General features: G+C 69.8%; 23 protein-coding genes and 1 pseudogene. 13 read left to right on the top strand and 11 right to left on the bottom strand.

What is annotated here, in order from left to right:
* Nucleotides 1-53 precede the first annotated feature (53 nt).
* The 7 genes and pseudogenes from E1287_RS22755 to pknB form a co-directional block, all read left to right on the top strand.
* Nucleotides 54-362, top strand: a pseudogene (locus E1287_RS22755) (FHA domain-containing protein); the annotation flags it as partial.
* Nucleotides 363-373: 11 nt separating this feature from the next.
* Nucleotides 374-877, top strand: coding sequence for an FHA domain-containing protein (locus E1287_RS22750; RefSeq protein ID WP_131967072.1), 504 nt, complete (start codon nucleotides 374-376; stop codon nucleotides 875-877).
* Complete coding sequence (locus E1287_RS22745; RefSeq protein ID WP_131967071.1) at nucleotides 874-2,454, top strand: Stp1/IreP family PP2C-type Ser/Thr phosphatase; 1,581 nt, start codon at nucleotides 874-876, stop codon at nucleotides 2,452-2,454. Before E1287_RS22750 ends, E1287_RS22745 begins: the two co-directional genes overlap by 4 nt.
* Nucleotides 2,455-4,041 carry an FtsW/RodA/SpoVE family cell cycle protein gene (locus tag E1287_RS22740; RefSeq protein WP_131967070.1) on the top strand — a complete coding sequence of 529 codons (1,587 nt, stop codon included), beginning with the start codon at nucleotides 2,455-2,457 and terminating at the stop codon, nucleotides 4,039-4,041. It abuts the gene before it with no gap.
* 10 nt (nucleotides 4,042-4,051) lie between these two features.
* Nucleotides 4,052-5,539, top strand: coding sequence for a penicillin-binding transpeptidase domain-containing protein (locus tag E1287_RS22735; RefSeq protein WP_131967069.1), 1,488 nt, complete (start codon nucleotides 4,052-4,054; stop codon nucleotides 5,537-5,539).
* The gene (locus E1287_RS22730; RefSeq protein ID WP_131967068.1) at nucleotides 5,536-6,951 is read left to right on the top strand and encodes a serine/threonine-protein kinase; all 1,416 of its coding nucleotides are present in this window, start codon (nucleotides 5,536-5,538) and stop codon (nucleotides 6,949-6,951) included. The genes E1287_RS22735 and E1287_RS22730 overlap by 4 nt, the downstream gene beginning before the upstream one ends.
* 22 nt (nucleotides 6,952-6,973) lie before the next feature.
* A complete protein-coding gene (gene pknB, locus E1287_RS22725; protein WP_131967067.1) occupies nucleotides 6,974-8,767 on the top strand; it encodes a Stk1 family PASTA domain-containing Ser/Thr kinase in 1,794 nt (597 codons plus the stop codon).
* A 604-nt stretch (nucleotides 8,768-9,371) separates the two neighbouring features.
* On the opposite strand, the gene E1287_RS22720 is transcribed toward pknB, so the two are convergent.
* From E1287_RS22720 to E1287_RS22705, 4 genes are read right to left on the bottom strand one after another with little or no spacing between them, the layout of a single operon-like run.
* Nucleotides 9,372-9,971 (bottom strand): gamma-glutamyl-gamma-aminobutyrate hydrolase family protein, encoded by a 600-nt coding sequence (locus E1287_RS22720; protein WP_131967066.1) that lies wholly within the window; start codon nucleotides 9,969-9,971, stop codon nucleotides 9,372-9,374.
* A 6-nt stretch (nucleotides 9,972-9,977) separates the two neighbouring features.
* A complete protein-coding gene (locus E1287_RS22715; RefSeq protein WP_131967065.1) occupies nucleotides 9,978-10,166 on the bottom strand; it encodes a hypothetical protein in 189 nt (62 codons plus the stop codon).
* Nucleotides 10,167-10,175: 9 nt separating this feature from the next.
* The gene (locus E1287_RS22710; protein WP_131967074.1) at nucleotides 10,176-10,820 is read right to left on the bottom strand and encodes a class E sortase; all 645 of its coding nucleotides are present in this window, start codon (nucleotides 10,818-10,820) and stop codon (nucleotides 10,176-10,178) included.
* Between the two features lie 34 nt (nucleotides 10,821-10,854).
* Complete coding sequence (locus tag E1287_RS22705) at nucleotides 10,855-11,598, bottom strand: DUF881 domain-containing protein (RefSeq protein WP_131967064.1); 744 nt, start codon at nucleotides 11,596-11,598, stop codon at nucleotides 10,855-10,857.
* An 81-nt stretch (nucleotides 11,599-11,679) separates the two neighbouring features.
* Between E1287_RS22705 and E1287_RS22700 the strand changes: the two genes are divergently transcribed.
* A complete protein-coding gene (locus E1287_RS22700) occupies nucleotides 11,680-11,937 on the top strand; it encodes a cell division protein CrgA (protein WP_021597057.1) in 258 nt (85 codons plus the stop codon).
* 270 nt (nucleotides 11,938-12,207) lie between these two features.
* On the opposite strand, the gene E1287_RS22695 is transcribed toward E1287_RS22700, so the two are convergent.
* Together E1287_RS22695 and E1287_RS22690 are read right to left on the bottom strand one after the other, a co-directional pair.
* A complete protein-coding gene (locus E1287_RS22695) occupies nucleotides 12,208-13,104 on the bottom strand; it encodes a rhomboid family intramembrane serine protease (protein WP_131967063.1) in 897 nt (298 codons plus the stop codon).
* A 95-nt stretch (nucleotides 13,105-13,199) separates the two neighbouring features.
* Nucleotides 13,200-13,724: a peptidylprolyl isomerase gene (locus E1287_RS22690; RefSeq protein ID WP_131967062.1), complete on the bottom strand. Its 525-nt coding sequence runs from the start codon at nucleotides 13,722-13,724 to the stop codon at nucleotides 13,200-13,202.
* A 171-nt stretch (nucleotides 13,725-13,895) separates the two neighbouring features.
* On the opposite strand from E1287_RS22690, the gene E1287_RS22685 reads away from it, so the two are divergent.
* Together E1287_RS22685 and E1287_RS22680 are read left to right on the top strand one after the other, a co-directional pair.
* Nucleotides 13,896-14,369 carry a hypothetical protein gene (locus E1287_RS22685; protein ID WP_131967061.1) on the top strand — a complete coding sequence of 158 codons (474 nt, stop codon included), beginning with the start codon at nucleotides 13,896-13,898 and terminating at the stop codon, nucleotides 14,367-14,369.
* Between the two features lie 157 nt (nucleotides 14,370-14,526).
* The gene (locus tag E1287_RS22680; RefSeq protein ID WP_131967060.1) at nucleotides 14,527-15,408 is read left to right on the top strand and encodes an acyltransferase; all 882 of its coding nucleotides are present in this window, start codon (nucleotides 14,527-14,529) and stop codon (nucleotides 15,406-15,408) included.
* 88 nt (nucleotides 15,409-15,496) lie between these two features.
* On the opposite strand, the gene E1287_RS22675 is transcribed toward E1287_RS22680, so the two are convergent.
* Nucleotides 15,497-17,047 (bottom strand): DEAD/DEAH box helicase, encoded by a 1,551-nt coding sequence (locus tag E1287_RS22675; protein WP_131967073.1) that lies wholly within the window; start codon nucleotides 17,045-17,047, stop codon nucleotides 15,497-15,499.
* Between the two features lie 210 nt (nucleotides 17,048-17,257).
* Nucleotides 17,258-17,704, bottom strand: a complete 447-nt coding sequence (locus tag E1287_RS22670) for a rhodanese-like domain-containing protein (RefSeq protein ID WP_131967059.1) — start codon at nucleotides 17,702-17,704, stop codon at nucleotides 17,258-17,260.
* 101 nt (nucleotides 17,705-17,805) lie between these two features.
* Between E1287_RS22670 and E1287_RS22665 the strand changes: the two genes are divergently transcribed.
* On the top strand, nucleotides 17,806-18,795 hold the full coding sequence (locus E1287_RS22665; RefSeq protein ID WP_131967058.1) for a helix-turn-helix domain-containing protein: 990 nt from the start codon (nucleotides 17,806-17,808) through the stop codon (nucleotides 18,793-18,795).
* 19 nt (nucleotides 18,796-18,814) lie between these two features.
* On the opposite strand, the gene E1287_RS22660 is transcribed toward E1287_RS22665, so the two are convergent.
* Both E1287_RS22660 and E1287_RS22655 read right to left on the bottom strand, forming a co-directional pair.
* Nucleotides 18,815-19,336, bottom strand: a complete 522-nt coding sequence (locus tag E1287_RS22660) for a dual specificity protein phosphatase family protein (RefSeq protein ID WP_131967057.1) — start codon at nucleotides 19,334-19,336, stop codon at nucleotides 18,815-18,817.
* A gap of 9 nt (nucleotides 19,337-19,345) precedes the next feature.
* Entirely contained in the window at nucleotides 19,346-19,636 is a 291-nt protein-coding gene (locus E1287_RS22655) for a hypothetical protein (RefSeq protein WP_131967056.1), read from the bottom strand.
* Between the two features lie 249 nt (nucleotides 19,637-19,885).
* Between E1287_RS22655 and E1287_RS22650 the strand changes: the two genes are divergently transcribed.
* Nucleotides 19,886-20,749 (top strand): serine protease, encoded by an 864-nt coding sequence (locus E1287_RS22650; RefSeq protein WP_131967055.1) that lies wholly within the window; start codon nucleotides 19,886-19,888, stop codon nucleotides 20,747-20,749.
* Nucleotides 20,750-20,915: 166 nt separating this feature from the next.
* Here the strand turns inward: E1287_RS22650 and E1287_RS22645 are convergent, their stop codons facing one another.
* Entirely contained in the window at nucleotides 20,916-21,500 is a 585-nt protein-coding gene (locus E1287_RS22645) for a Uma2 family endonuclease (RefSeq protein ID WP_131967054.1), read from the bottom strand.
* 171 nt (nucleotides 21,501-21,671) lie between these two features.
* Here E1287_RS22645 and E1287_RS22640 point away from each other — a divergent pair, with 171 nt between their 5' ends.
* Nucleotides 21,672-23,090: a cytochrome ubiquinol oxidase subunit I gene (locus E1287_RS22640; protein ID WP_131967053.1), complete on the top strand. Its 1,419-nt coding sequence runs from the start codon at nucleotides 21,672-21,674 to the stop codon at nucleotides 23,088-23,090.

The following is a 23,090-nucleotide window of genomic DNA, read 5'->3' as shown; positions in this document are numbered from 1 at the left end:
AGGCGTTCGGCGGCAGCGTCAGAGGGGTATAAGGGGCGGGGGGGGTGTTCGGGGGGCATCCGCGGCTTCTGGTGACGACGGCCGTCGAGGGGTCGGACACGACCCAGCGCACCTATGAGATCAATACGCCCGTGACCCTGCTGGGTCGCGGCACGGACTGCGACCTGCGCCTTGTCGATCCGGGAGTGTCCCGGCACCATGCCGAGATACGCGTAGAAGGTCCCGAAATCGCTCTCGTGGATCTAGGGTCGACCAACGGCTCGTTCGTGAACGGGCAGCCGATCCGGCGGGTCACGCTGGTCGACGGCTCCCGGGTCACGATGGGCCGGACCACTCTTGTGTTCCGCCGCGATAGGGAGTAACCCCGACTCCGATGTCCCCATTCACCCTCACGCTGATCAAGCTGGCGTTCCTCGCGGTCCTCTGGCTGTTCGTCATCGCGGCCGTCGGCGTGATCCGGGCCGACCTATTCGGCTCGAAGGCCGCGACGAAGGCGGCCCAGCGCGCGTCCCAGCCGCGGCCTCCGCGGGAGCGGCCGGCGCGCCAGCCGAAGCCGCCGCGGCAGCCGCGCAGCGCCCAGCAGGGCGCCCCGACGAAGCTGGTGGTCGTGCAGGGCGAACGGGCCGGCACGGTCATCGACCTCACCGGGGTGCCCATCACCATTGGTCGGGCGAATGACGCCACGCTGGTAGTGACCGACGACTACGCTTCGAGCCGGCATGCCCGACTTTATGCGCAGGACGGTCAGTGGATCGTGGAAGATCTCGGCTCGACCAATGGCACATATCTAGGACGCACGAAGGTGAGCCGGCCGATGCCGGTCCCGCCGGGCGTACCGGTCCGTATCGGCAAGACCGTGATCGAGCTGCGCAAATGACACTGGGAATCCGCTACGCCGCGCGCTCCGACGTCGGCATGCTGCGCGAGGGCAACGAGGACTCGGCGTACGCGGGCGCGCACCTGCTCGCGGTCGCCGACGGGATGGGCGGGCACGTCGGCGGCGAGATCGCCAGCGCGGCGGCGATCGAGGCGCTGCGGGCGCTCGACAAGGACCTGCCCGCGACGGAGCTGCTGGCCGCGCTGGAGCACACGGTCAAGGCCGCGAACGACAACCTGCACCGCATCGTGGAGTCCGATCCGGCGCTGCAGGGCATGGGCACGACGCTGACGGCGATGCTGTGGGCGGGTAACCAGGTCGCGCTGGTGCACATCGGCGACTCCCGCGCCTATCTGCTGCGGGACGGCAGCCTCTTCCAGATCACGCACGACCACACGCTGGTGCAGTCGCTCGTGGACGAGGGCCGCATCAGCCCCGACGAGGCCGCGTCCCACCCGCAGCGGTCCCTGCTGCTGCGGGCGCTTGACGGACGCGGCGAGGTCGACCCCGACCTGTCCCTCCGGGAAGCCCAGGTCGGCGACCGGTACCTGCTGTGCTCGGACGGCCTGTCCGGCGTCGTCACAGCGGAGACGATCTTCCAGGTGCTGACGGACGTGGACGATCCGGAGCAGGCCGTCCGGCAGCTCGTCGACCTGGCGAACCGCGGCGGCGGCCCCGACAACATCACCTGCGTGGTCGCCGACGTCATCGACCTGGAGCGCCAGCCGCCGACGGGCGGGCCTGGGCACGCGGTGGGCGCGGCGGCCAACGCGTCGCCGCCGGAGCCGCCGGGCGGGGGACCGGGCGCGAACACGACCACGGCCGACACGCCGGCGGGACGCGCCGCGCAGCTCCGCGACACCAGGCCGCAGCCGCCGGTCGCCGTGGACGAGATGCCCCCGCCGCCCGCGCCCGCGCCGATGAGCGACCCGATGGGCGGCCCGCCGATGGCGGGCGGAGCGATGCAGCAGGCGCCGATGCGGGTGCGGCGGGGCGGCGCCCGCCGGTGGACGTGGCTGGTCGTCGTCGCGGGCGTGGTCGTCGTCGGTGTCGTGGCGGGCGGGTTCGTGCTGATGCAGAACGTCCGCAACGGCTACTACATCGGCGAGGAGAAGGGCCAGGCCGTCCTGTTCCGGGGGACGCCGCAGTCGGTGCTGGGCTTCGACATGTCCCGCAAGGCGAACACGAAGAACCTGCAGCCGATCATGGTCGAGGACCTCCCCCAGGACCTCCAGCAGCAGGTGAAGGACACCTACACCGTGGACGGCCCCGGCGAGTGGAAGATGCTGGTCGACCGCGTCTGCAAGTACAGCATCGTCAACCTGTCCGGCAAGGTGTCCGTCGTGCGCGGCCGGGCGCAGCAGGACTGCAAGGAAGACGTCAAGCCCACCGACGTCCGGTTCTCCGAGCTGACCGTGTCCGACGCGGGCGCGATCGCGAAGGGCACCGTCAAGGACATCATCGGCCGGGACGGCGCGCAGGCCAGGCTCAAGGAGATGACGGACCGCCGCGACAAGTGCAACCAGCGCGCCCCCGACAAGCCCGCGGACTGTCCCTCCAACGGAGGGAAATCGTAGATGCAGTCGATCGGGGAGCAGATCAGGGCGCGCCTGCCGTACCAGCGGCGCAACGCGGCCTCGTTCGCCCTGCTGATCTTCGCGATGGTGCTGACGCTGTCGGCGTTCGCGGAGGTCGGGCTGGCCCGTGACGGCTACATCCCCGCCGGCCTGTTCGTGTACGGCGGCGGCCTCGCCGTGCTGGCGCTCGCCGCGTACTTCGTCCAGATGAAGTTCACCCCGTACGCCGACCCGCTGCTGCTGCCGCTGTCGGTGGCGCTGAACGGCATCGGGCTCGCGATGATCTACCGGCTGGACCTGGACACCAGCGACGACCGCAAGGCCGCCGCGCTCGCGGGCAAGAAGGTCGTGGCGGACGCCGCCGACGCGCCCAGCCAGCTGATGTGGACGTTCGTCGGCATCGTCCTGTTCGTCGCCGCGGTGCTGATCATGCGGGACACCGACAAGTCCGACGCCCCGCTGTCGTTCACCCCGAAGACCGCGCAGCGCTACACGTACCTGATCGGCCTCACCGCCGTCATCTTCCTGCTGCTGCCGATCGTCCCCGGCATCGGCGCGGAGATCAACGGCGCGCGGGTGTGGATCCAGCTCGGTCCGTTCTCCGTCCAGCCGGGCGAGTTCGCCAAGCTGCTGCTCGTCGTGTTCTTCGCCGGCTACCTGGTGAACAAGCGGCAGGCGATGTCGCTGATCGGCAAGAAGATCGGGCCGCTCAGCGTGCCCCGGGCCCGCGACCTCGGCCCGATCATGGTGCTCTGGTTCTTCTCGCTCGGCGTCCTGTTCGTGCAGAAGGACCTCGGCACCGCGCTGCTGTTCTTCGGCCTGTTCATCTCGATGCTGTACATCGCGACGCAGCGGGTGTCGTGGGTGGTGATCGGCGTCGGGCTGCTCGCGGCGGGCGTGTTCGTCGCGACGCTGCTGCCGTTCATGGGCCACGTCAACCAGCGCATCGACATCTGGCAGAACCCGAAGCCCTACTTCGACGGCGGCTGCCTGCTGGAGAGCGGCAAGGTCGTCCCCGTCAACCCCAACACCGAGATCTACAAGCGGTTCGACGCGCAGGGCTCGCCCTCGCCCGGCTTCTCGGCCTGCGCCGAGCTCGGCGGCTCGTACGCCGACAGCGCGCAGCTGATGAAGGGCCTGTTCGCGCTCGCGCAGGGCGGCATCCTCGGCACCGGGCTCGGGCAGGGCGAGCCGTGGCGGACGCCGCTGTCGTTCAGCGACTTCATCTTCGACTCGATCGGCGAGGAGCTCGGGCTGACCGGGCTGATGGTGCTGCTGCTGATCTACGCGCTGATCGTGCAGCGCGGGATGAAGACCGCCGTGGCGGCGCGCGACCCGTTCCTGAAACTGTTCGCGGGAGGTGTCTCGTTCGTCCTGGCGCTCCAGGTCTTCGTGATCGTCGGGGGCGTCACCCGGCTCATCCCGCTCACCGGCCTGACGACGCCGTTCCTGTCCCAGGGCGGCTCGTCGCTGATGGCCAACTGGATCCTGATCGCGATCCTGGTGCGGATGAGCCATGACGCGCGCAAGCCCGCCCCGCAGGCGATCCAGGACGAGGGCATGACCCAGATCGTGAGCACGAGGTGATTTCCGTCCCATGAACATGGACAAGCCGGTTCGACGGGTGGCGATCTTCGCGTTGCTGCTGTTCTTCGGGCTGATGGCGCAGGTCAACTACGTCCAGGGGAGCCAGGCGGAGGATCTGCGCACCGACAGCAACAACGCCCGCCAGTACGCGGACGTGTTCAACTCGCCGCGGGGCCAGATCTCCGCGGGCGGCGAGGTCCTCGTGGTGTCGAAGGAGACCGGCAAGGACAACCCGAAGTACGGCCGGACCTACCAGGACGGCCCGATCTTCGCGCCGGTCACCGGGTACTTCAACGGGAACGCGACGCAGGTCGAGCGGGCGTACAACTCGCTGCTCGGCGGCAAGGACAAGCGGATCACGCAGCAGCGCTGGTTCGACACGTTCATCGGCAAGAAGGCGGAGGGCGCGAACGTCGAGCTGACGATCGACCCGGACGCGCAGCGGACGGCGTACGAGCAGCTGAAGGCGAAGACGCAGCAGGGCCGCCGCGGCGGCGCCGTCGTGATGGACGTGAAGACCGGCGCGCTCAAGGTGGCGGCGTCGTGGCCGTCCTTCGACCCGAACGAGGTGGCGCCGCAGACGGGCGAGAAGGGCGCGAAGCGGCTGGAGCAGCTGAACAAGGGCAGCGGCGTCATCCGGCCGCTGGTCGACAACGCGCTGAGCCAGACGTTCCCGCCGGGCTCGTCGTTCAAGACGGTGACGTCTGCGGTGGCGATGGAGCGGCTCAACCTCGACATCTCGTCCAACGTCCTCACCGGGCAGCTGGTCCTGCCGGAGTCGGGACGACCGCTGCCGAACTCGCACGACAGCGGCAGCTGCGCCGGCACCGCCCCGCTGAAGGGCGCGTTCGCCGAGTCGTGCAACACCTCGTTCGCGAAGATGGCGCTCGACATGGGCATCCAGCAGCTCCACGACGGCTCGGCGAAGTTCGGGTTCGGGGAGCGCATCAAGATGGAGCCGGACATGTTCGCGGCCGAGAGCGCGGTCCCGACGTCGGTCACGGACGCGAAGGGCCAGACGATCCAGACCGGCAAGGACGGGACGGCCCGCTCCGGCATCGGCCAGGAGAACGTGCGGGCCACGCCGCTGCAGATGGCGATGGTCGCGGCGGCGGTCGCCGGCGGCGGCAAGATCATGAACCCGTACGTGGTGCAGAAGGTGCGGGCCAAGGACCAGAGCGAGCTGTACAACGCGTCCCCGAAGGAGTTCGGGGAGGCGATGAGCGGCGAGCACGCCGACCAGCTCGCGGAGATGATGCGGGCCGTGATCACGGAAGGCACCGCGAAGAACCTGCAGGGCATGCGGATCGCCGGTAAGACCGGTACCGCCGAGCAGGATCCGGCGTCCGGAATCCCGAACTCCCGCTGGTTCGTCGGGTTCAGCCCGATCGAGAACCCGCGCTACGCCTTCGCCGTGGTGACCGAGGGTCCGAACGACGGCGCGACGAATGCCGGTCCGATCGCAGGGGCGATCATGTCCAAGGTCTTGAAGAAGTGAGCACGGGCCTCGTCCTGAACGGGCGGTACCGGCTGCTGGAGCGGCTGGCCGTCGGCGGGATGGGCGAGGTCTGGCGGGCGTCCGACGAGGTGGCCGGCCATCCGGTCGCGGTGAAGCTGCTGCGCCGGGAGTTCGTGTCGGACATGTCGGCGCGCGGGCGGTTCGAGTCGGAGGCCCGGTTCGCTGCGGAGCTGCGGCATCCGGGGATCGCGCGGGCGTACGACTTCGGTGAGCAGAACGGCCGGACGTACCTGGTGATGGAGCTGGTGGCGGGCGAGCCGCTGGACGGGATCCTCGCGCGGGACGGCGGGCTGCCGCTGGAGGCCGTCCTCGACCTGCTGGTGCAGGCGGGGCGGGCGCTGACCGTCGCGCACCGGGCGGGGGTCGTGCACCGGGACGTCAAGCCCGCGAACCTGATGGTGTCGCCGGACGGCGTCCTGAAGATCACCGACTTCGGGATCGCGCGGCAGCTCGCGGCGGCGTCGCAGACCGCGACCGGGATGGTCATGGGGACGGCGCACTACATCTCGCCCGAGCAGGCGCAGGGGTTGAAGCTGACGCCGTCCGCCGACCTGTACTCGCTGGGCGTGGTGGCGTACGAGTGCCTGACGGGCGCGCCGCCGTTCGACGGCTCCACGCCGGTGGAGGTCGCGCTGCGGCACGTCCGGGAGGCGCCCGCGGAGCTGCCGGCGCGGTTCCCGCCGGACGCCCGCGAGCTGATCATGGAGATGCTGGCGAAGCACCCCGCGGGCCGTCCGGCCGACGCGGGGACGGTCGCCGACCGGGCCCTGGCGATCCGCACGAGGCTCAGCACGGGCCGGCCGATCGGGGCGGACGTTCGGCACCCTCCGGCGGCCCGACCCAATATTGTTACCCAATCGACTGCTTTGTCTGGATTTGACGGACCCGAGGCGGCGGATAACCTCACCAGGGGGCCGGCGCGCCGGCACGCACGCCCCGGCAGGCGTCCGGCACGGGCGTACACCTCCGCCGCGGCCGTGCTGCTGGTCGTCACGGCCATCGTCATCGGGTCGCTGTGGAAGGGGTTCGCCTTCGCCGGATCCGGCGGGGACGAACGGGACCCGCCCGGCGCCCCGGCCACAAGGCCCGTCGGGGACGGCAGCGTCGACGTCCCGGGCACCGCGCCGGGCAGCTCGGCCAGGCACCGGTCCCGTGTCACACCCAGGCCAACTGTCACGCAAGGGCCGCGGACGCATAGGATCCGTCCGTCAACGCCGGGGACCCGCCAGACGTCCCCTTCACAGAAGCCATCTACGAATCCGCACAGGGCGACGCCCACCGCCCCAGACCCAACACCCACACCGACGGGGAGCGCCACGACTCCGTCAACTCCGAGCCCGGATCCCTCTCCGACACAGAGCGGGAAGCTAGGTTCGGAGGACAAGGTGTAGACGTACGAGGGAAAGTGCACATATGAGTCAACCTCGGCTGCTCGGCGGCCGCTACGAGCTCGAGACGGTGATCGGGCGGGGCGGCATGGCCGAGGTCTACCGTGCCCGGGACCTGCGCCTTGATCGCGTCGTCGCGGTCAAGACGCTGCGGTCCGACCTGGCCCGTGACCCCACGTTCCAGGCCCGGTTCCGGCGCGAGGCCCAGTCGGCCGCGTCGCTGAACCACCCCTCGGTCATCGCCGTGTACGACACCGGCGAGGACATGATCGGCGACAACTCCATCCCGTACATCGTGATGGAGTACGTGGACGGGAGCACGCTGCGCGACCTGCTTCGGGAGAACCGCGCGCTGCTCCCCGAGAAGGCGCTGGAGGTCACCGACGGGATCCTCCGCGCCCTGGACTACAGCCACCGCGGCGGGATCGTCCACCGCGACATCAAACCGGCCAACGTGATGCTCACCCGGCAGCACGAGGTCAAGGTCATGGACTTCGGCATCGCCCGCGCGATGGCCGACACCGCCGCCACGATGACGCAGACCGCGCAGGTCATCGGCACCGCGCAGTACCTGTCGCCGGAGCAGGCGCGCGGCGAGCGCGTCGACGCCCGCAGCGACATCTACTCGACCGGGTGCGTCCTGTACGAGCTGCTGACCGGCAAGCCGCCGTTCACCGGCGACTCCCCGGTCGCGATCGCGTACCAGCACGTCCGGGAGGAGCCCGTCCCGCCCTCGCAGGTCGATCCGCAGATCCCGCAGTGGGCGGACGCGATCGTGCTGAAGGCCATGGCGAAGGAGCCAGACAACCGTTACCAGAACGCCACGGAGTTCCGGCAGGAGATCCAGCGCGTGCTGCAGGGGCAGCCGGTGGCGTCCACCGCCGCGTCCACGATGCTCATGGGCGGGCAGCCGCAGGGCACCCAGGTCATGGGCGGCTACCCCGGCCCGGCACGCACCCAGGTGCGGCGCCCGCCGGACGACTACGGCCTCCCGCCCGCCCGCTACGACGACGACATGCCCGACCGCGGCGGCGCCGGCAAGAAGGCCGCGCTGTGGGTCGGCCTCGCCGTGCTGTTCATCGGCGGCGCGGCGCTCATCGGCTGGATGATGAGCGGCGGTGGCGGCGGATCCGACCAGGTCGCGATCCCGCAGAGCATCGTCAACACCACCCAGAGCGACGCTACCGAGCAGCTCACCAAGCTCGGCTTCAAGGTCGGCGAGCCGAAGTCGGAGTACAGCGACGAGGTCCGGAAGGGCTACGTCATCAGCTCCGACCCGCGGCCCGGCACGCAGGCGGCCAAGGGCGCGTCGGTGACGCTGCTGGTCTCCAAGGGCAAGAAGCCGCCCACGGAGATCGAGGTCCCGGACGTGACCGGCAAGCCGTACAGCGCGGCCAAGACGATCCTGGAGGAACGCGGGTTCGACGTCGAGAAGAAGGTCGAGTCGAGCGACAGCGTCCCGCGCCTGAACGTCATCAGCACCGACCCGCCCGGCGGCTCGAAGGCCCCGAAGAACTCGACCGTCACGGTCGTCGTCTCCAACGGCCCGTCGAACCTCAAGGTGCCGAACCTGTTCAACAACAGCCAGCGCGCCGCCTGCGCCAAGCTGGAGGGCCTCGGCCTGCGCTGCAACGTGGAGAAGGGCCCGGCGCCGCCGGACAAGCCCGTCGCCCCCGGCTTCGTCTACGACCAACAGCCGACCCCGGACGCGACGGTCGCCCCGGGCGACACCGTCACGATTTTCGTGGCGCAGAAGCAGCAGAACCCGCCGCCCACCGGGGACCCCACCTTCCCCTTCCCACCCGGCGGCGACGGGTAAGCCTGCTTATTGCGTTTTCTCCTCCTTCGGCCCTAGCGGGCCTCCATCGTCGAGCAACGCGCGCGATCGCTGCATCGCTCCGGCTCGCCTGGCGGCTCGCTGCGCGATCAGGTTCTCGCTTCGCTCGAACCTGCCTTCGGTCGCGATCGCAGCGTTGAGGTTGTTGCAGGCTGAGGTGCCGGTTGCGGTGGTCGCGTCCGGTGGCTGGGGTGGGTGCGTCCGGTGGTGCAGCTCTGCGGATCACCATCGCTGACCTGCGTGTCCGGCGGCAGACCGGAGCGATGTGCGAGAGATCTGAAAATTTCGGTTGAAATCCGTAACGTCTCAAGGTCTAGTGACGAAGACCATAACGAGGGCTTCCGCCATTGCCCCCGAGTGGCGGAAGCCCTCTTGCTTATTGCTTGCTCTCCTCCTTCGGGCCTTGGCGGCCCTCCATCGTCGAGCAACGCGCGCGATCGCTGCATCGCTCCGTCTCGCCTGGCGGCTCGCTGCGCGATCAGGTTTCTCGCAGGCTCGAAACCTGCCTTCGGACGCGATCGCAGGCGTTCAGGTTGTTGCGGGGTTGCGGTGGCGGGCTGGGGCGGGTGCGGTCGGTGGCTGGTGGTCAGCGATCTGCTCGGTGCGTCCCGGTGGCGGCGCAGGTGGTTAGCCAGTTGGTTAGGAGTTGGTGGCCGCCGGTGGAGAGGATCGACTCGGGGTGGAACTGGACGCCCTCGATCGGGCGGGTGCGGTGGCGTAGGGCCATGATGACGCCGTCGGGGGTTCGGGCCGTTACGTCCAGGGTGTCGCGGGGGACGGTTTCCGGGTCTACGGCGAGCGAGTGGTAGCGGGTCGCGGGGAGCGGGTCGGGGAGGTCGCGGAAGACGCCCTTGCGGTCGTGGACGATCTCGCTCGTGAAGCCGTGGACGATCTCCGGGGCGCGGGAGGTCGTGGCTCCGTAGGCGTGGGCTATCGCCTGGTGGCCCAGGCAGACGCCCAGGAGGGGTGTGCCGTTGTGGTCGGCGGCCCGGACGAGGTCCAGGCAGATCCCTGAGTCGGCGGGGTGGCCGGGGCCGGGGCTCAGCAGCACGCCGTCGGCGGACGCGGCGTCCTGGAGGGTGACGTCCGAGCGGTCCTTGACCTCGCAGGCGGCACCGAGTTCGAGCAGGTACTGGACGATGTTGTAGACGAAGCTGTCGTGGTTGTCGACGACGAGGATGCGCATGGCGGATCAGCCCGGGGTGCGTGAGCCGGACGGGCTCGGACGGTCGACGACGCCGTGGTCGAACTGCAGCTTGGGCTCTACCCACGGGAACACGACGTACCAGAAGACGACGGCTATGGCGATGATGAGGCCGAGCGCCGTGGCGGTCTTGGTCTGCCATTCGCCCGGCAGGTGGCGCCAGATCCACGCGTACACGGGTGCCTCCTAGGTTCCGGCGGCCGGCTGCCGTGTCTGGCTCGCCGGGTTCACCCGGGGCAGCGCGGACGCCAGCTCACCGAAGATGATCATTCGTTCGGCGGCGGAGTACTTGGGGTGGCAGGTGGTGAGCGTGATCAGCGGCTCGGTCGGCTTGCGCTTCGGGTGTCGCGGGACGGGCGCGGTCACCTCCGTCGCCGACGGCTTCACGATGTCGCGGCCGGTGACCGTGTAGACGTACTGCTTGTCCCGGGTGTCGATGAGGATCTTGTCGCCGCGGCGCAGCTCGCCGAGCCGGTTGAACGGCGCGGAGTAGGTCGTCCGGTGGCCGGAGACCACGAAGTTGCCGACCTGGCCGGGGAGCGCGGTGCCGGGGTAGTGGCCGGGGCCCTTGCGGAGGTCCTTGCGCTCCACGCCCTCGATGATCACGAAGCGGTAGTCCTTCCCGAAGCGGGGGATGCGGATCATCGCGAGGCCCTTGCCGAGCTTCACCCGCTCGGTGGTGACCTTGCTCCAGTCCTTCAGGAGCTCGTCGCCGAGGCGGTCCTGCTGGCCCTGGGTGTAGCGGCCGGTGCCCCACAGCGAGTAGGTCACGAAGAGCATCACGATGAGTCCGGCGGTGATGCACAGCTCGCCCATGCCACGGATGACCATCCGCACCGCGCGTCCTCCTCCGTCGGGGGCCGGGCTAGCCGCCGGCCGGCACCGTAGCGTGCTTCATCGTCACGTTGCCGGTGTAGGGCGGCAACGTGGCGCGTTCCACGGTCCGCACCGAATAGCCGAGCCCGTAGGCGCGGACGTACTTCTGGTAGATCGCGATCTCGCGGGACGCGCCGAGCGCCGCGCGGAGCCGTTCCGGGTCGCCGGCCGCGGTGATCCGGAACGGCGGGGAGTACACGACGCCCTGCAGGATCAGCGTATTGCCCACGCAGCGCACCGCGCTCGTCGAGATCACCCGCTGGTCCATGATCTGCATCCCGGTGGCGCCGCCGGCCCACAGCGCGTTGACGACGGCCTGCACGTCCGCCTGGTGGACGACGAGGTCGTCAGGACGGACGCCGCGCGGCAGATCACCGGACTCCGGCAGCGGCGCGTCGTCCAGCGACACCCGGACGGCGGTGCCCTCGAGCGGGGTGAATCCGGCGCGGGACGCCATCCGGTCGGCCTCGGACTGGGCGTGTTTCACGCGGGCATCGTGACGTCCGGCCTCGCGGGAGATACCGTCGACCTCGTGGCGGAGGCGCCGGTACTCGGCGCGCTCCTGACGGCTCCGGTGCTGCTCGGCGGCGATGAGCTCGGTGATCCGCGTACGACCCTGCTCGCGCAGGCTCGTGCCGCGGGCCGTGCTCGCGCTCGCCGCGAACAGGGTTCCCGCGAGGAGCGTGAGAACTGGGATGATGCTTCCCCACGCTGGAAGCCGTACTCTGCACACCAGCGACTACGCTAACCGACAAAACACCCATGCGCGGTCCGGCGCTCCGGCCGCCGGACGCCCGAGGAGATCGAATCCACCGTGGCCAAGTCCAAAGTGCGCAAGAAGGCCGTTTACACGCCCCCGCAGAAGTCCAAGGCCCCGGAGGTCAGCCCGCGCTGGCTGGTGCCCACGATGGTCGGCCTGTGGCTCGTCGGCCTGATCTGGATCGCCGTCTTCTACGTGACGGCCAGCACCGGCACCGACGTGCCGTACATGACCGACCTGCACAACTGGAACCTCGGCATCGGCTTCACGGCGATCATCCTCGGCGTGATCCTGTCGACCCGGTGGCGCTGACCGTAGGTTATCCACAGGCCGGGCATCTCCCACCCCGGTTTTCCCCAGGTTTTCCACAGCGAGTTTCCGGACGCACCGCGGCCTGACCAGGCGCGGTGTGGCCGGGGGCCGACCGTGTCGTGGACGTGGTCGCCCTGTCGTGGACGTGGTCACGGTCTTCGCGGTAGCCGTTCGCCGGAATGGCACGTTCCAGTCGGGTGCGGAAGTGCCAGGACGCCGCCGCCCGTGGGCTGGTGGGGCGGGAGCGGCGGCGTCCGCGCTTGCCAGGGGTCAGGTCGCCGGGCTCAGATCCGCCGTTCTGACCAGGACCAGGGTCGCGAGCAGGGCGAGGGTGAGCAGCGGCGCCGCGATGTGGATCAGGCGCCGCCGCGCCTCCGGAGCGTAGGCGTACGCGGCGGCGAGCGCCGCGCCGACCACGAGCCCGCCGACATGCCCCTGCCAGGAGATGTTCGGCACCGAGAACGTGATGATCAGGTTGATCACCAGCAGGAACACGATCGGCCCGACCGGGCCGCCGAGCCGCCGTCCGATCACGAAGTAGGCGCCGAAGAGGCCGAAGATGGCGCCGGACGCGCCGACGGCCGAGTCCTGCGGGGCGCCGACCAGGTACAGCAGCACCGATCCGCCCAGTCCCGACAGCACGTACAGGACGATGAAGCGCCACCGTCCGAGCACCTGCTCCAGCGCGGGACCGATCGCCCACAGCGCCCACATGTTGAACAGGATGTGGGTGATGCCGAACGACCCGCCGCGCTGGTGCAGGAACATCGTGGTGAACAGCCGGTACCACTCGCCCTCGGCGACGCCGCCGACCTCCCCGTTCGGCAGCACGGCCCGGCCGAGCATCATGAACTCCCACACGACGCGCCACGACGCCAGCTCGGCGAGGTACGCCGCCACGCACGCGCCGATGAGCGTGTACGTGACGACCGGCACGGCGGACGTGGCGGCCCGCGCGCCGAGGGGCGTCCGGGGAACGGCCCGGCGGACGCCCCGGTTGCCTTCGGCGACGCACTCGACGCACTGGTGCCCGACCGCCGCGTCCCGCATGCACTCGGGGCAGATGAAGCGGTCGCACCGGGTGCAGCGCACGTAGGTCTCCCGCCCGGGATGCCGGTAGCAGGTCGGCACCGAGGTCTCGGGAGCGGGACTGTGGTCTGTGCTCATCTAGGGCTCCGTAGGGCCGTCGCGAGGTCTCACCCGTCTCGGGGTCCGGCCCGCCTCGGGCCGCACCCCTCGTGGGGTCTCACCGTATGAAACGACTAACGGCGCTCGATCGTCACCGACTGGAGGACGACGTCCTTCTCCGGACGGTCCTGGCGGCCGGTCTTGACCTTGCCGATCTCGTCGACGACGTTCGTGCCCTCGATGACCTTGCCGAAGATGGTGTGCCGGCCCGTCAGGTGCTGGGTGTGCCCGACACTGAGCGTGATGAAGAACTGCGAGCCGTTCGTTCCGGGCCCGGCGTTCGCCATCGCCAGCAGGTACGGCTTGTTGAACTTCAGGTCAGGGTGGAACTCGTCCTTGAACTCGTAGCCCGGGCCGCCGGTGCCGGTGCCCAGCGGGTCACCGCCCTGGATCATGAACTGGTCGATGACCCGGTGGAAGACGGTGCCGTCGTAGAGCGGCGCGTCGGACTTCTGCCCCGTCCGCGGATCGTGCCAGGTCTTGTTCCCTTCTGCCAGGTCGACGAAGTTCGCCACCGTCTCCGGCGCCTGCTCCGGGTACAGCTGGACGACGATCGTCCCGAGCGACGTGTTGAGGTTCGCGAAGATCTCGTTGGCCACGCTGGCCGCCTCCTCGTGAGTGGGTTATGTGACGTCTGACGGCGTGGTCGCGGTCATGCCCGAATATGTCACGCTGGGTGGTCGAATGGTCGCGCGTTCAGGGTTTACCCCCCGGTCTCTGGGAAGGCTGCATGACAGGACCTCGCAAACAGGGAGGTTAGCGTGTCCCTAATGATCAGTATCCGCCAGAAGCCGCAGGAGGACGGTCTGACACGGTTCGGACGCGTCCAGGAGACGGCCCGCCAGGGCGCCGACATGTGTCGGCAGGGCGCGGCCACCGCGGCCGAGCGGATCGGGCCCGCCGCGGGTGAGCGCGTCATGGTCGTCCGCGGCTGGAGCGCACCGAGGCTCCGGCAGGCCGCCCAGTATGTGGAGACCGGGCTGGCCCCGCGGGTGAGCACGTTCTTGAGCGATGTCGCCCACCGGGTGGAGCCGCCGAAGCCGGCCCGGCCCGGGCGCGGTGCCCTCATGGCGATGATGGGGGTGGTCGCCGCCGTCGGCGTGGCCGGTGCGGTGGCGACGCGGCGCGGCGCCATCCGCGACCTCACCAAGGGTTCTGGTGACCATGCGGGGGACGCCACGTCGGCCGACTCCATGACGGTCAGCGGCTCCGATGTCGACGGTCAGGTGCATTCTCCGCACTGAGCCCTTCCAGGCTTCAGGAGACTCACCGAAGGGCTCGGTCATCCACGACCGGGCCCTTCGCCGTGCGCCGGTCCATTGGGGCTGGCCTTTCGCGGTGCGCTGGTCCATCGCGTCCCGCCCGTCCCGGGGGTTGCTACCAACCGGTACGGTGAACGCCATGTCGCGGAAACGCTCGATTCGGCAGGCGCTGGCGGCCGGGGCCGGGCAGCGCGCCCGCCAGGGCGTTCACATCGCCGTGCACCGCGCCTTGGAGTGGGTCCAGCGGCACGGTGAGATCACCCCGCACACGCCCGGCCGCCGCAGGTTCGCCTACCTGGGCGAGGGCGCGTGCATCGGCTTCCCGGTCGGCGCGATCTACGGCGAGCCGTGGATCTCGATCGGCGACCACACGCTCGTCGGCACGCACGTCACGATCTCGGCGGGCTTCGTCCCCGGCCTCGACCTCGGGCCGGACGTCGTCGTCCGGATCGGCGGGAGCTGCTCGATCGGACGCGGCACTCATATCGTCGGCCACCAGTCCATCGAGATCGGCGACGACGTCTTCACCGGGCCGAACGTCTACATCACCGACCAGAACCACTCCTACGGCGACCTGCACACGCCGATCGGACGGCAGTGGCCGGAGAACAATCCCGTCGTGATCGGCGACGGGTGCTGGATCGGGACCGGCGCGATCATCCTCCCGGGCACCCGGCTCGGCCGGAACGTCGCGGTCGCGGGCGGGGCCGTCGTCCGGGGCGAGTTCCCCGACCACGCGGTGATCGGCGGCGTCCCGGCCAAGGTCCTGCGCAGCCACGACAGGGAGAACGGCTGGCAGCCGCCGCTGCGCAGCGACCCGCTCATGTCGCTGGACGAGCTCGCGGCCCTCTCCGTCAACGGCCTGGAGGGCCTCCAGATCCTCCAGGACAAGCTCCGCGAGGAAGCCGTCCGGCGCGACGGCGGGGTCCAGCGCGACAGCGCGCTCCTCCGCGACGGCGGGGTCCGGCGCGACGACGGCGTGCTCCGCGACGATGGCGTCCTCCGCGAAGAGGCCGGCTGACAGGGACGCGGCAAGCAACGGCGAGCAAACGGCGAGCGAAGAGCCCCGCCTTGTGGGGCGGGGCTCCTGGGTTTCGCTGGTCAGTCGGTCAGTTGTAGCGGGCGGTGCGACGGTCGCCGCTGTCGCGGCGGTCGGACGTGTACGAGCCGCCTCGGCGGTTGCCGTGAGAGCCGCCGCCGGTGCGCGGGCCTCCGCCCGTCCGGGAGCCGCCTCCGGTGCGGGGCCCGCCCCCGCGGCGCTCGCCGCCGCCGGAGTGGGAACCGCGGTGCTCGCCGTCGCGGGACTCGAAGGAACCGCTGCGGGGCTCGAAGGAGCCGCCGCGCCGGCGTCCGTCCTGGCGGTCGAACGAGCGCGGGCCGCGTCCGCCGCGGCGTCCGCCCGAACGGCCCCGGCCGCCTCCGCCGCCCTCGCGGCGCGGGCGCTCGGGGATGATCGGCTCCTCGATCGGGATGCCCGACGGCGGCCGGGCGCCGGTCAGCTTGACCAGCTCCGTGTCGCCGGTGGTGACCCGGACGCGGGGCGCGTTGATGCCCGCGCGCCGCGTCATCGCGGACGTGGCGCGCACCTGGTGCGGCAGGACGAGCGTGACGACGGTGCCGCTCTCCCCGGCCCGGGCCGTACGGCCCGCGCGGTGCATGTAGTCCTTGTGGTCGGCCGGCGGGTCGACGTGCATGACGAGGGTCACGTCGTCCACGTGGATGCCCCGGGCCGCGACGTCGGTCGCGACGAGCACGCTGATCGAGCCCTCGCGGAACTCGGCGAGCGTGCGGGTGCGCAGGCCCTGGCTCTTGCCGCCGTGCAGCCCCGCGGCGCGGACGCCGGCCTGGGTGAGCTGCTTGGCGAGCCGGTCGACGCCGTGCTTGGTGCGGGCGAACAGGATCGTCCGGCCCTCGCGGTTGGCGATCTCGGCGGTGACGGCGGCCTTCTCCTTCGGCGCGACCAGGAGCAGGTGATGCTCCATCGTGTCGACGGACTCGTCCACCGGGCCGATCGCGTGCGTCACCGGGTTGTTCAGGTACCGCTTGACCAGGACGTCCACGTCCTTGTCGAGGGTGGCGGAGAACAGCAGGCGCTGCCCGCCGGGCTTGGCGGCGTCGAGGATGTCGGTGACGTCGGGCAGGAAGCCCATGTCGGCCATGTGGTCGGCCTCGTCCAGCACGCAGATCTCGATGTCGGACAGGTCGCAGGCGCCCTGCCGCATCAGGTCCTTGAGCCGGCCGGGCGTGGCGACCAGGACCTCGACGCCGCGGCGCAGCGCGTCGATCTGCTTGAACATCGAGGTCTGGCCGATGACGGTCTTGAAGCGCAGGCCGAGCCCGCGGCCGAGCGGCTCCAGGTTGGTCTGGACCTGCTGGGCCAGCTCGCGGGTCGGGACCAGGATCAGCGCCAGCGGGCGCTTCGGGGCGGCCTTGCGGCCGGAAAGACGGGTGAGGAGCGGCAGGCCGAACGCCAGGGTCTTGCCGGAGCCGGTCTTGCCGCGTCCGAGGACGTCGCGTCCCGCCATGACGTCGGGGATCGCGGCGGCCTGGATGGGGAACGGCGCCTCGATGCCCTGGCGGACGAGAGAGCTCACCAGCACCGGCGGGAGGCCGAGCTCGGCGAACGTGGGAACCCGGTCGTCGCCCGTGGTGGCGGGCATGGACGGGTTCTGTGCAGCGTCAGCTGTGGTCACGCATTACCTTCCGAGAGGGGGGCACGTCTCGGGAGGCACCACGATCCGCGTGGGCTGCAAGGACGAGCCTGACGCCAAGGGGCGTCGAAGAATGATTCCTAGAGTCTAACGTCGGCGGGGCACCTCGTTATGCCCCGCCTCTGCCGGAACATTCAAGCTCACTCGTCCATCGGGGTTTCAGCAGGCGCAGGAAACGGCGCCGACGGGTGCGGTGAGCGGGTCGGGGGAGCGGCGCGTGACGGTCCCCGGGGCGGTCTCCACGGGGAGCCCTTCGCGGGCCCAGTACTCGAATCCGCCGATCATCTCCTTGACCGGATAGCCGAGCTTCGCGAACTCCAGGGCGGCCCTCGTGGCGCCGTTGCAGCCGGGTCCCCAGCAGTGGACGACCACGGTCCTGCCGTGCGGGATCAGCGACGCGGCACGTCCGGCGATCTCCGGGGTCGGCAGGTGAATCGCGCCGGGGATGTGCCCCTGCTCCCAGCTCTGCGTGCCGCGCGCGTCGACGACCACGATCGTGTCACGGCCGAGGTCGTCGGCGACGTCGGACACGTCCGTCTCGAACGACAGGCGGGCGGCGAAATGCCGGACGGCCTCCTCCTTGGACGCGGGCAGGAAGTCGGTCATGTGGCGCTCCTTGAGCCGGGAATCTCGTACGGCCCCATGCTGCGCGGCGGGCGCACCGTCGCGGAAGCGGCCAGATCGCCGACTATCGATAAGATTTCGCCATGGTGGCGATCGCTCCCCCCGCCCGCCGGCACACGGTGTCGGTGCTGACGTTCGACGGCATGTCGCCGTTCGAGCTCGGCTCGGTCATCGAGGTGTTCGGGCTGCCGCGGCCCGAGCTGGACGTGCCCTGGTACGACCTGCGGGTCTGCTCGCCGGAACGCGGTCCGATACGAGCGGTCGGCGGCTTCACGATGACCACCGAGCATGGCCTGGCGGAGTTCGCGGCCGCCGACACGGTGATCGTCGTCGCCGTCCCCGACGTCCGGGACGATCCCCCGCCCGACATCGTCGAGGCACTCCGGCGGGCGCACGCGCGAGGAGGCCGCGTCGTGTCGATCTGCTCGGGCGCGTTCGCGCTCGCGGCGGCCGGCCTGCTGGACGGACGCGAGGCCACCACGCACTGGCGGTACGCCGACCTGCTACGGCGCCGCTATCCGAACGTGCGCGTGAACCCGGACGTCCTCTACGTGGACGGCGACGACGTGCTCACCGGGGCGGGCAGCGCCGCCGGGCTCGACATGTGCCTGCATCTCGTCCGGAAGGACCACGGCGCCCGGATCGCGAACATGGTCGCGCGGCGGCTGGTCGTCCCGCCGCACCGGGAGGGTGGGCAGGCGCAGTTCGTGGAGGCCGCCGTGACGCCTCCGGCGGACGACGACGCGGTCGCGCGCAGCATGGCGTGGGCGCTCGCGCATCTCGCCGAGCCGATCACGGTCGCGCGCCTGGCCCGGGAGGCGGGCCTCGCGCCACGCACGTACATCCGGCATTTCAACCGCCAGACGGGGACGAGCCCGCTCCGCTGGGTCATCGCCCAGCGGATCATGGCGGCGCTGCCGCTGCTGGAGGAGGGCCGCACACCGATCGAGGAGATCGGGGCGGCGGTCGGCTTCGAGAGCCCGGTGACGTTCCGGCACCATTTCGTCCGGGCGATGAAGACCTCGCCGTCCGCGTACCGGCGCACCTTCCGCGCGACGGCCGCGGCTCAGTGATCGCCCTCTTGGGCGAGGCTCAGTGATCGCCCTCTTGGGCGAGGCTGTCGAGACCGGTGAGCAGGCGCGCGACGTCCAGCCCGGTGTTCAGATAGTCGACGAAGACGTGATTGTTCAGCGCCCATTTCGACCGGCGGTACCGGATGAGGAACACCGCGTCGTCGGCCGGATATCCCATTCCGACAAGGCCCTGCGCGACGACGAGCCCGGACCGGTTGTAGCCCGAATGGCACCGGACGAGGACGCGCCTTCCCCGGCGGAGCGCGTCCACGGCGGTGTCCGACAGCCGGCACACGACCTCTAGCTGGTCGGCGGTCAACGGGGCGTCGGGCAATTCGGCGTAATGGTGTTCGACATTTGCTGGCGGGCCGTGGCCTTCGCGTTGATACAGGCTGATGACGGTGTCGAACTCGTCCGTCACAACTGCGGGGACGCGTTCTCCGGACGCGGTCGCGTAATGGTGCCCGCCCATCCACAGGCCAGGGACGATCTCATTCCACGGATGCTCCGCGTCCGGCGCTCCCCGCCCCTTGACGCGCATCGTCCCAGGTCAGCCGTGGTGGACGGGAACCGGAACATGCCCGACAGAAACCGGGTCCTGGCGGTCGATCTCGCGGCACAGGACGGTGACCATCTCGTCGAAGGCCGCCGCGCCGTAACGCGAATGGAGGTCGGGGTAGACGTTCTTGCGGGCGGCCTCCCTGAGCATCCAGCGCAGATCGGTGTGCGCCACCTGCTGTCCGAGCGCCAACCGGTCATGCGCCTGCCGGGTCACCCGCAGCAGCTCCGGATGGGCCGCGGACTCGGTAAGGATCATGCGCGTCGCGTCCCTGATGTCCATGCCGGGAGTGTAGATCAGCCGATCCCCGGCGGCTCGGGCGACTTTGCAATGCCTGCCGAATTCGCCGCGTTCTCCCAGGTCAGTCGAATCTCGTGCTTCCTGGGTGCGGGGAGCGCGGTTACGATCACGCTGCTGGCACGTTCGTCCTGGATCAGAGCGATGCCGGTACCGGGGGGGCCGGGACGTTCCGCACCATTGCCGATCCAGTAGCACTGCCACAACCGAAGAACACCGAGAGGACCCCCCGCCATGCAAAGACGCATTCTCGGCGTGCTCGTCGCCGCATTCCTTGGCACCGCCACGGCGACCGCAGGTACGGCCACGGCATTCGCGTCCCCCGCGCAAGCTCCCGCACAGGCTCCCGCGCAGGCGAAAGTCAAGGCCGCCGACTTCACCGGGATCGTCGCCCTGAGCAACTGTTCCGGCTCGGTCGTGCGCACCCCCAACTCCGCCGACAGCGACCCCGCGATGGTGCTCACCAACGGCCACTGCATCGAGACGGGCATGCCGTCCGCCGGCCAGGTGATCACGAACCGGGCGTCCAGCCGGACGTTCACCCTCCTGAACTCCAGCGGGGGAAACCTCGGCACCCTGCGCGCGACGACGCTGCTGTACGCGACCATGACCGACACGGACGCGGCCCTGTACAAGCTCAACACCACCTACGCCCAGATCAAGCAGCAGTACAACACTCCTGCGCTGGAGATGGTGCTTCAGCGTCCGACCTCCGGCGGCACCCTGCACGTCGTCTCCGGCTACTGGAAGCGCATCTACACGTGCCAGCTCGACGGGTTCGCCTACCGCATCCGTGAGGCCGAGTGGACGTGGAAGGACGCGCTGCGTTACACGTCCCAGTGCAACGTCATCGGCGGGACGTCCGGCTCCCCGGCCGTCGACGGCGCGTCCGGCAAGGTCATCGGCGTCAACAACACCATCAACGAGAGCGGCGGCCGCTGCACCATGAACAACCCCTGCGAGGTCGACGAGCAGGGCAACGTCACGGTGCGCCGCCAGATCGGCTACGCCCAGCAGACCTACATCCTGGCCAACTGCATAGCCCCCGGAACCACCCTCGACTTCAACCGCTCCGGCTGCACCGCCCCCCGCGGCTAACGCCTACCGAAAGCGCCTCGCATCTCTCGCGTGAGAGATGCGAGGCGTCTTGTTTTCGCCAGGCTCGCAAGTATTTCGGCGCATGCCGACCGTGTCCATCCGATTCCCGAGCGTAGTCGCCAAGTATCCACACCGCCCGCATTCCGGCCAACACGTCAGGCCAGGGTCAGTGATTGTGGACGTGCTTGAGCTCGATGTCGAGCGCGAATGGCGAGATGACGGAGACCCGATCGTGGTGGACGCCGGTCGCGACGTATCGTCCGGTGGCGTCGTCGATCTCGTAGGTGTAGATCGCGAACGCCGGTGCGGTCTGGTCGGTCTCCACCCGCCAGAAGTGGCGAATACCCGCCTCCGCGTAAAGCTCTGGGTGTGACCGCCGGTCCTTGCGCTTGGTGGACGGCGACATCACCTCAACGACGAGGGTGACCAGGTGGGCAGGGATGGGACGTTCGTAAGGGTCGTGGTCAGTGGAGTACACGACGATGCCGAGGGCCATCTCGACCGGCTCGGCCTCGTCGTCGTCCAGGAGAACGTCCACGTCCGTGTCGACCTGCCAAGCAGCGGGAGCGGCGTCTTCTAGCCGAGTCGCCAGGCGCCGCGCGATGCGCTGATGAATCGGGCGAGGCCGTGGGCTCACGACGAGTTCTCCGTGGATGAGACTGACGCGCACCGGGAGATCTTCCGGTAGCGCTTCGAATTCTGCCCGAGTCCAGGTGTCGCCGGAGGGCAACGGAAGAGTCAGCGCGTGCATGGCCGGTAGCGCCTCCGGTCCGTTGGTGCAGGTACTTGGTCAGGGTACCCGTGTACCTCTCGAACGCCTGTGAGGGAGTTAACGACGGGCGGTAGTACTACAAGTCGTAGTATATTCCACGGGACGTAGTACTACAGCTTGTAGTAGATAGTCGGAGAGGCGGCCCGGGGTATGGACACGGTTGATATCGCGCGGTGGCAGTTCGGGATCACCACCGTGTACCACTTCCTGTTCGTGCCGCTGACGATCGGGCTGTCCGCGCTGGTCGCGGGGCTGGAGACGGCCTGGCTGCGGACGGGCAAGACCGCCTACCTGCGCGCCACCAAGTTCTGGGGCAAGCTCTTCCTGATCAACTTCGCGATGGGGATCGTCACCGGCATCGTGCAGGAGTTCCAGTTCGGCATGAACTGGAGTGACTACTCCCGGTTCGTCGGGGACGTCTTCGGCGCGCCGCTCGCGATCGAGGGGCTGCTCGCGTTCTTCGTCGAGTCGACGTTCCTCGGGCTGTGGATCTTCGGCTGGGACAGGCTGCCGAAGAAGGTCCACCTGGCCTGCATCTGGCTGGTGGCCATCGGGACGCAGCTTTCCGCGTTCTTCATCCTCTCCGCGAACTCCTGGATGCAGCACCCCGTCGGCTACCGGATCGACGAGGAGACCGGACGGGCCGTCCTCACCGACTTCTGGGCCGTCCTGACCAACCCGACGCACCTCGTCGCGTTCCCGCACACGATCACGGCGGCGTTCGTCACCGGCGGAATGTTCATGGCGGGCGTCAGCGCCTGGCACCTAGCGCGGCGGAAGAACGTGGAGGTGTTCCGGCCGTCGCTGCGGCTGGCGCTGGCCGTGACGGCGGTCGCGTCCATCGGCGTCGCGATCACCGGCGATCAGCAGGGCAGGGTCATGACCGAGCAGCAGCCGATGAAGATGGCCGCCGCCGAGGCGCTCTACGAGACCGAGCGGCCCGCCTCGTTCTCGATCTTGACGGTCGGGACGCCGGACGGCGACGAGGAGATCTTCGGGATCAAGGTGCCGCGCGTCCTGTCGTTCCTGGCCACCGGCACCTTCGACGGCGAGGTCGAGGGGATCAACGACATCCAGGCGGCCGAGGAGGCCCGGCACGGGCCGGGCGACTACCGGCCGTTCGTGCCCGCCATCTACTGGAATTTCCGGCTCATGGTCGGGGTCGGGATGCTCACCGCGCTCGTCTCGCTCGGCGGGCTGTGGCTGCTGCGGCGCGGACGCCTGCCGTCCAGCCCGTGGGTGTACCGGGTCGGAGTGCTGTCGCTGACGCTCCCGTTCATCGGCAACTCCGCTGGATGGGTCTTCACGGAGATGGGACGGCAGCCGTGGTCGGTGTACGGCGTGATGAAGACGTCCGCGAGCGTGTCACCGGGTGTGACGGCGTCGTCGATGCTCATCTCCGTCGTGTCGCTGACCGCGCTCTACGCCGTCCTCGCGGTCATCAACGCCGGGCTGATGCTCAAGTACGCCAAGGCCGGGCCGCCGTCCGAGGACGAGGCACTACCGCCCCCTTCCGACGATGACGGCTCCGATGACGACTCTGAGCGCTCGCTCGCGTTCGCCTACTGA

Origin of the sequence: Actinomadura sp. KC06 (assembly GCF_004348735.1) — a bacterium.
In the GTDB taxonomy this organism is placed as follows: domain Bacteria; phylum Actinomycetota; class Actinomycetes; order Streptosporangiales; family Streptosporangiaceae; genus Spirillospora.
Note: the sequence above shows the minus strand (reverse complement) of the source record. Positions and strands in the feature narration are given on the sequence as shown.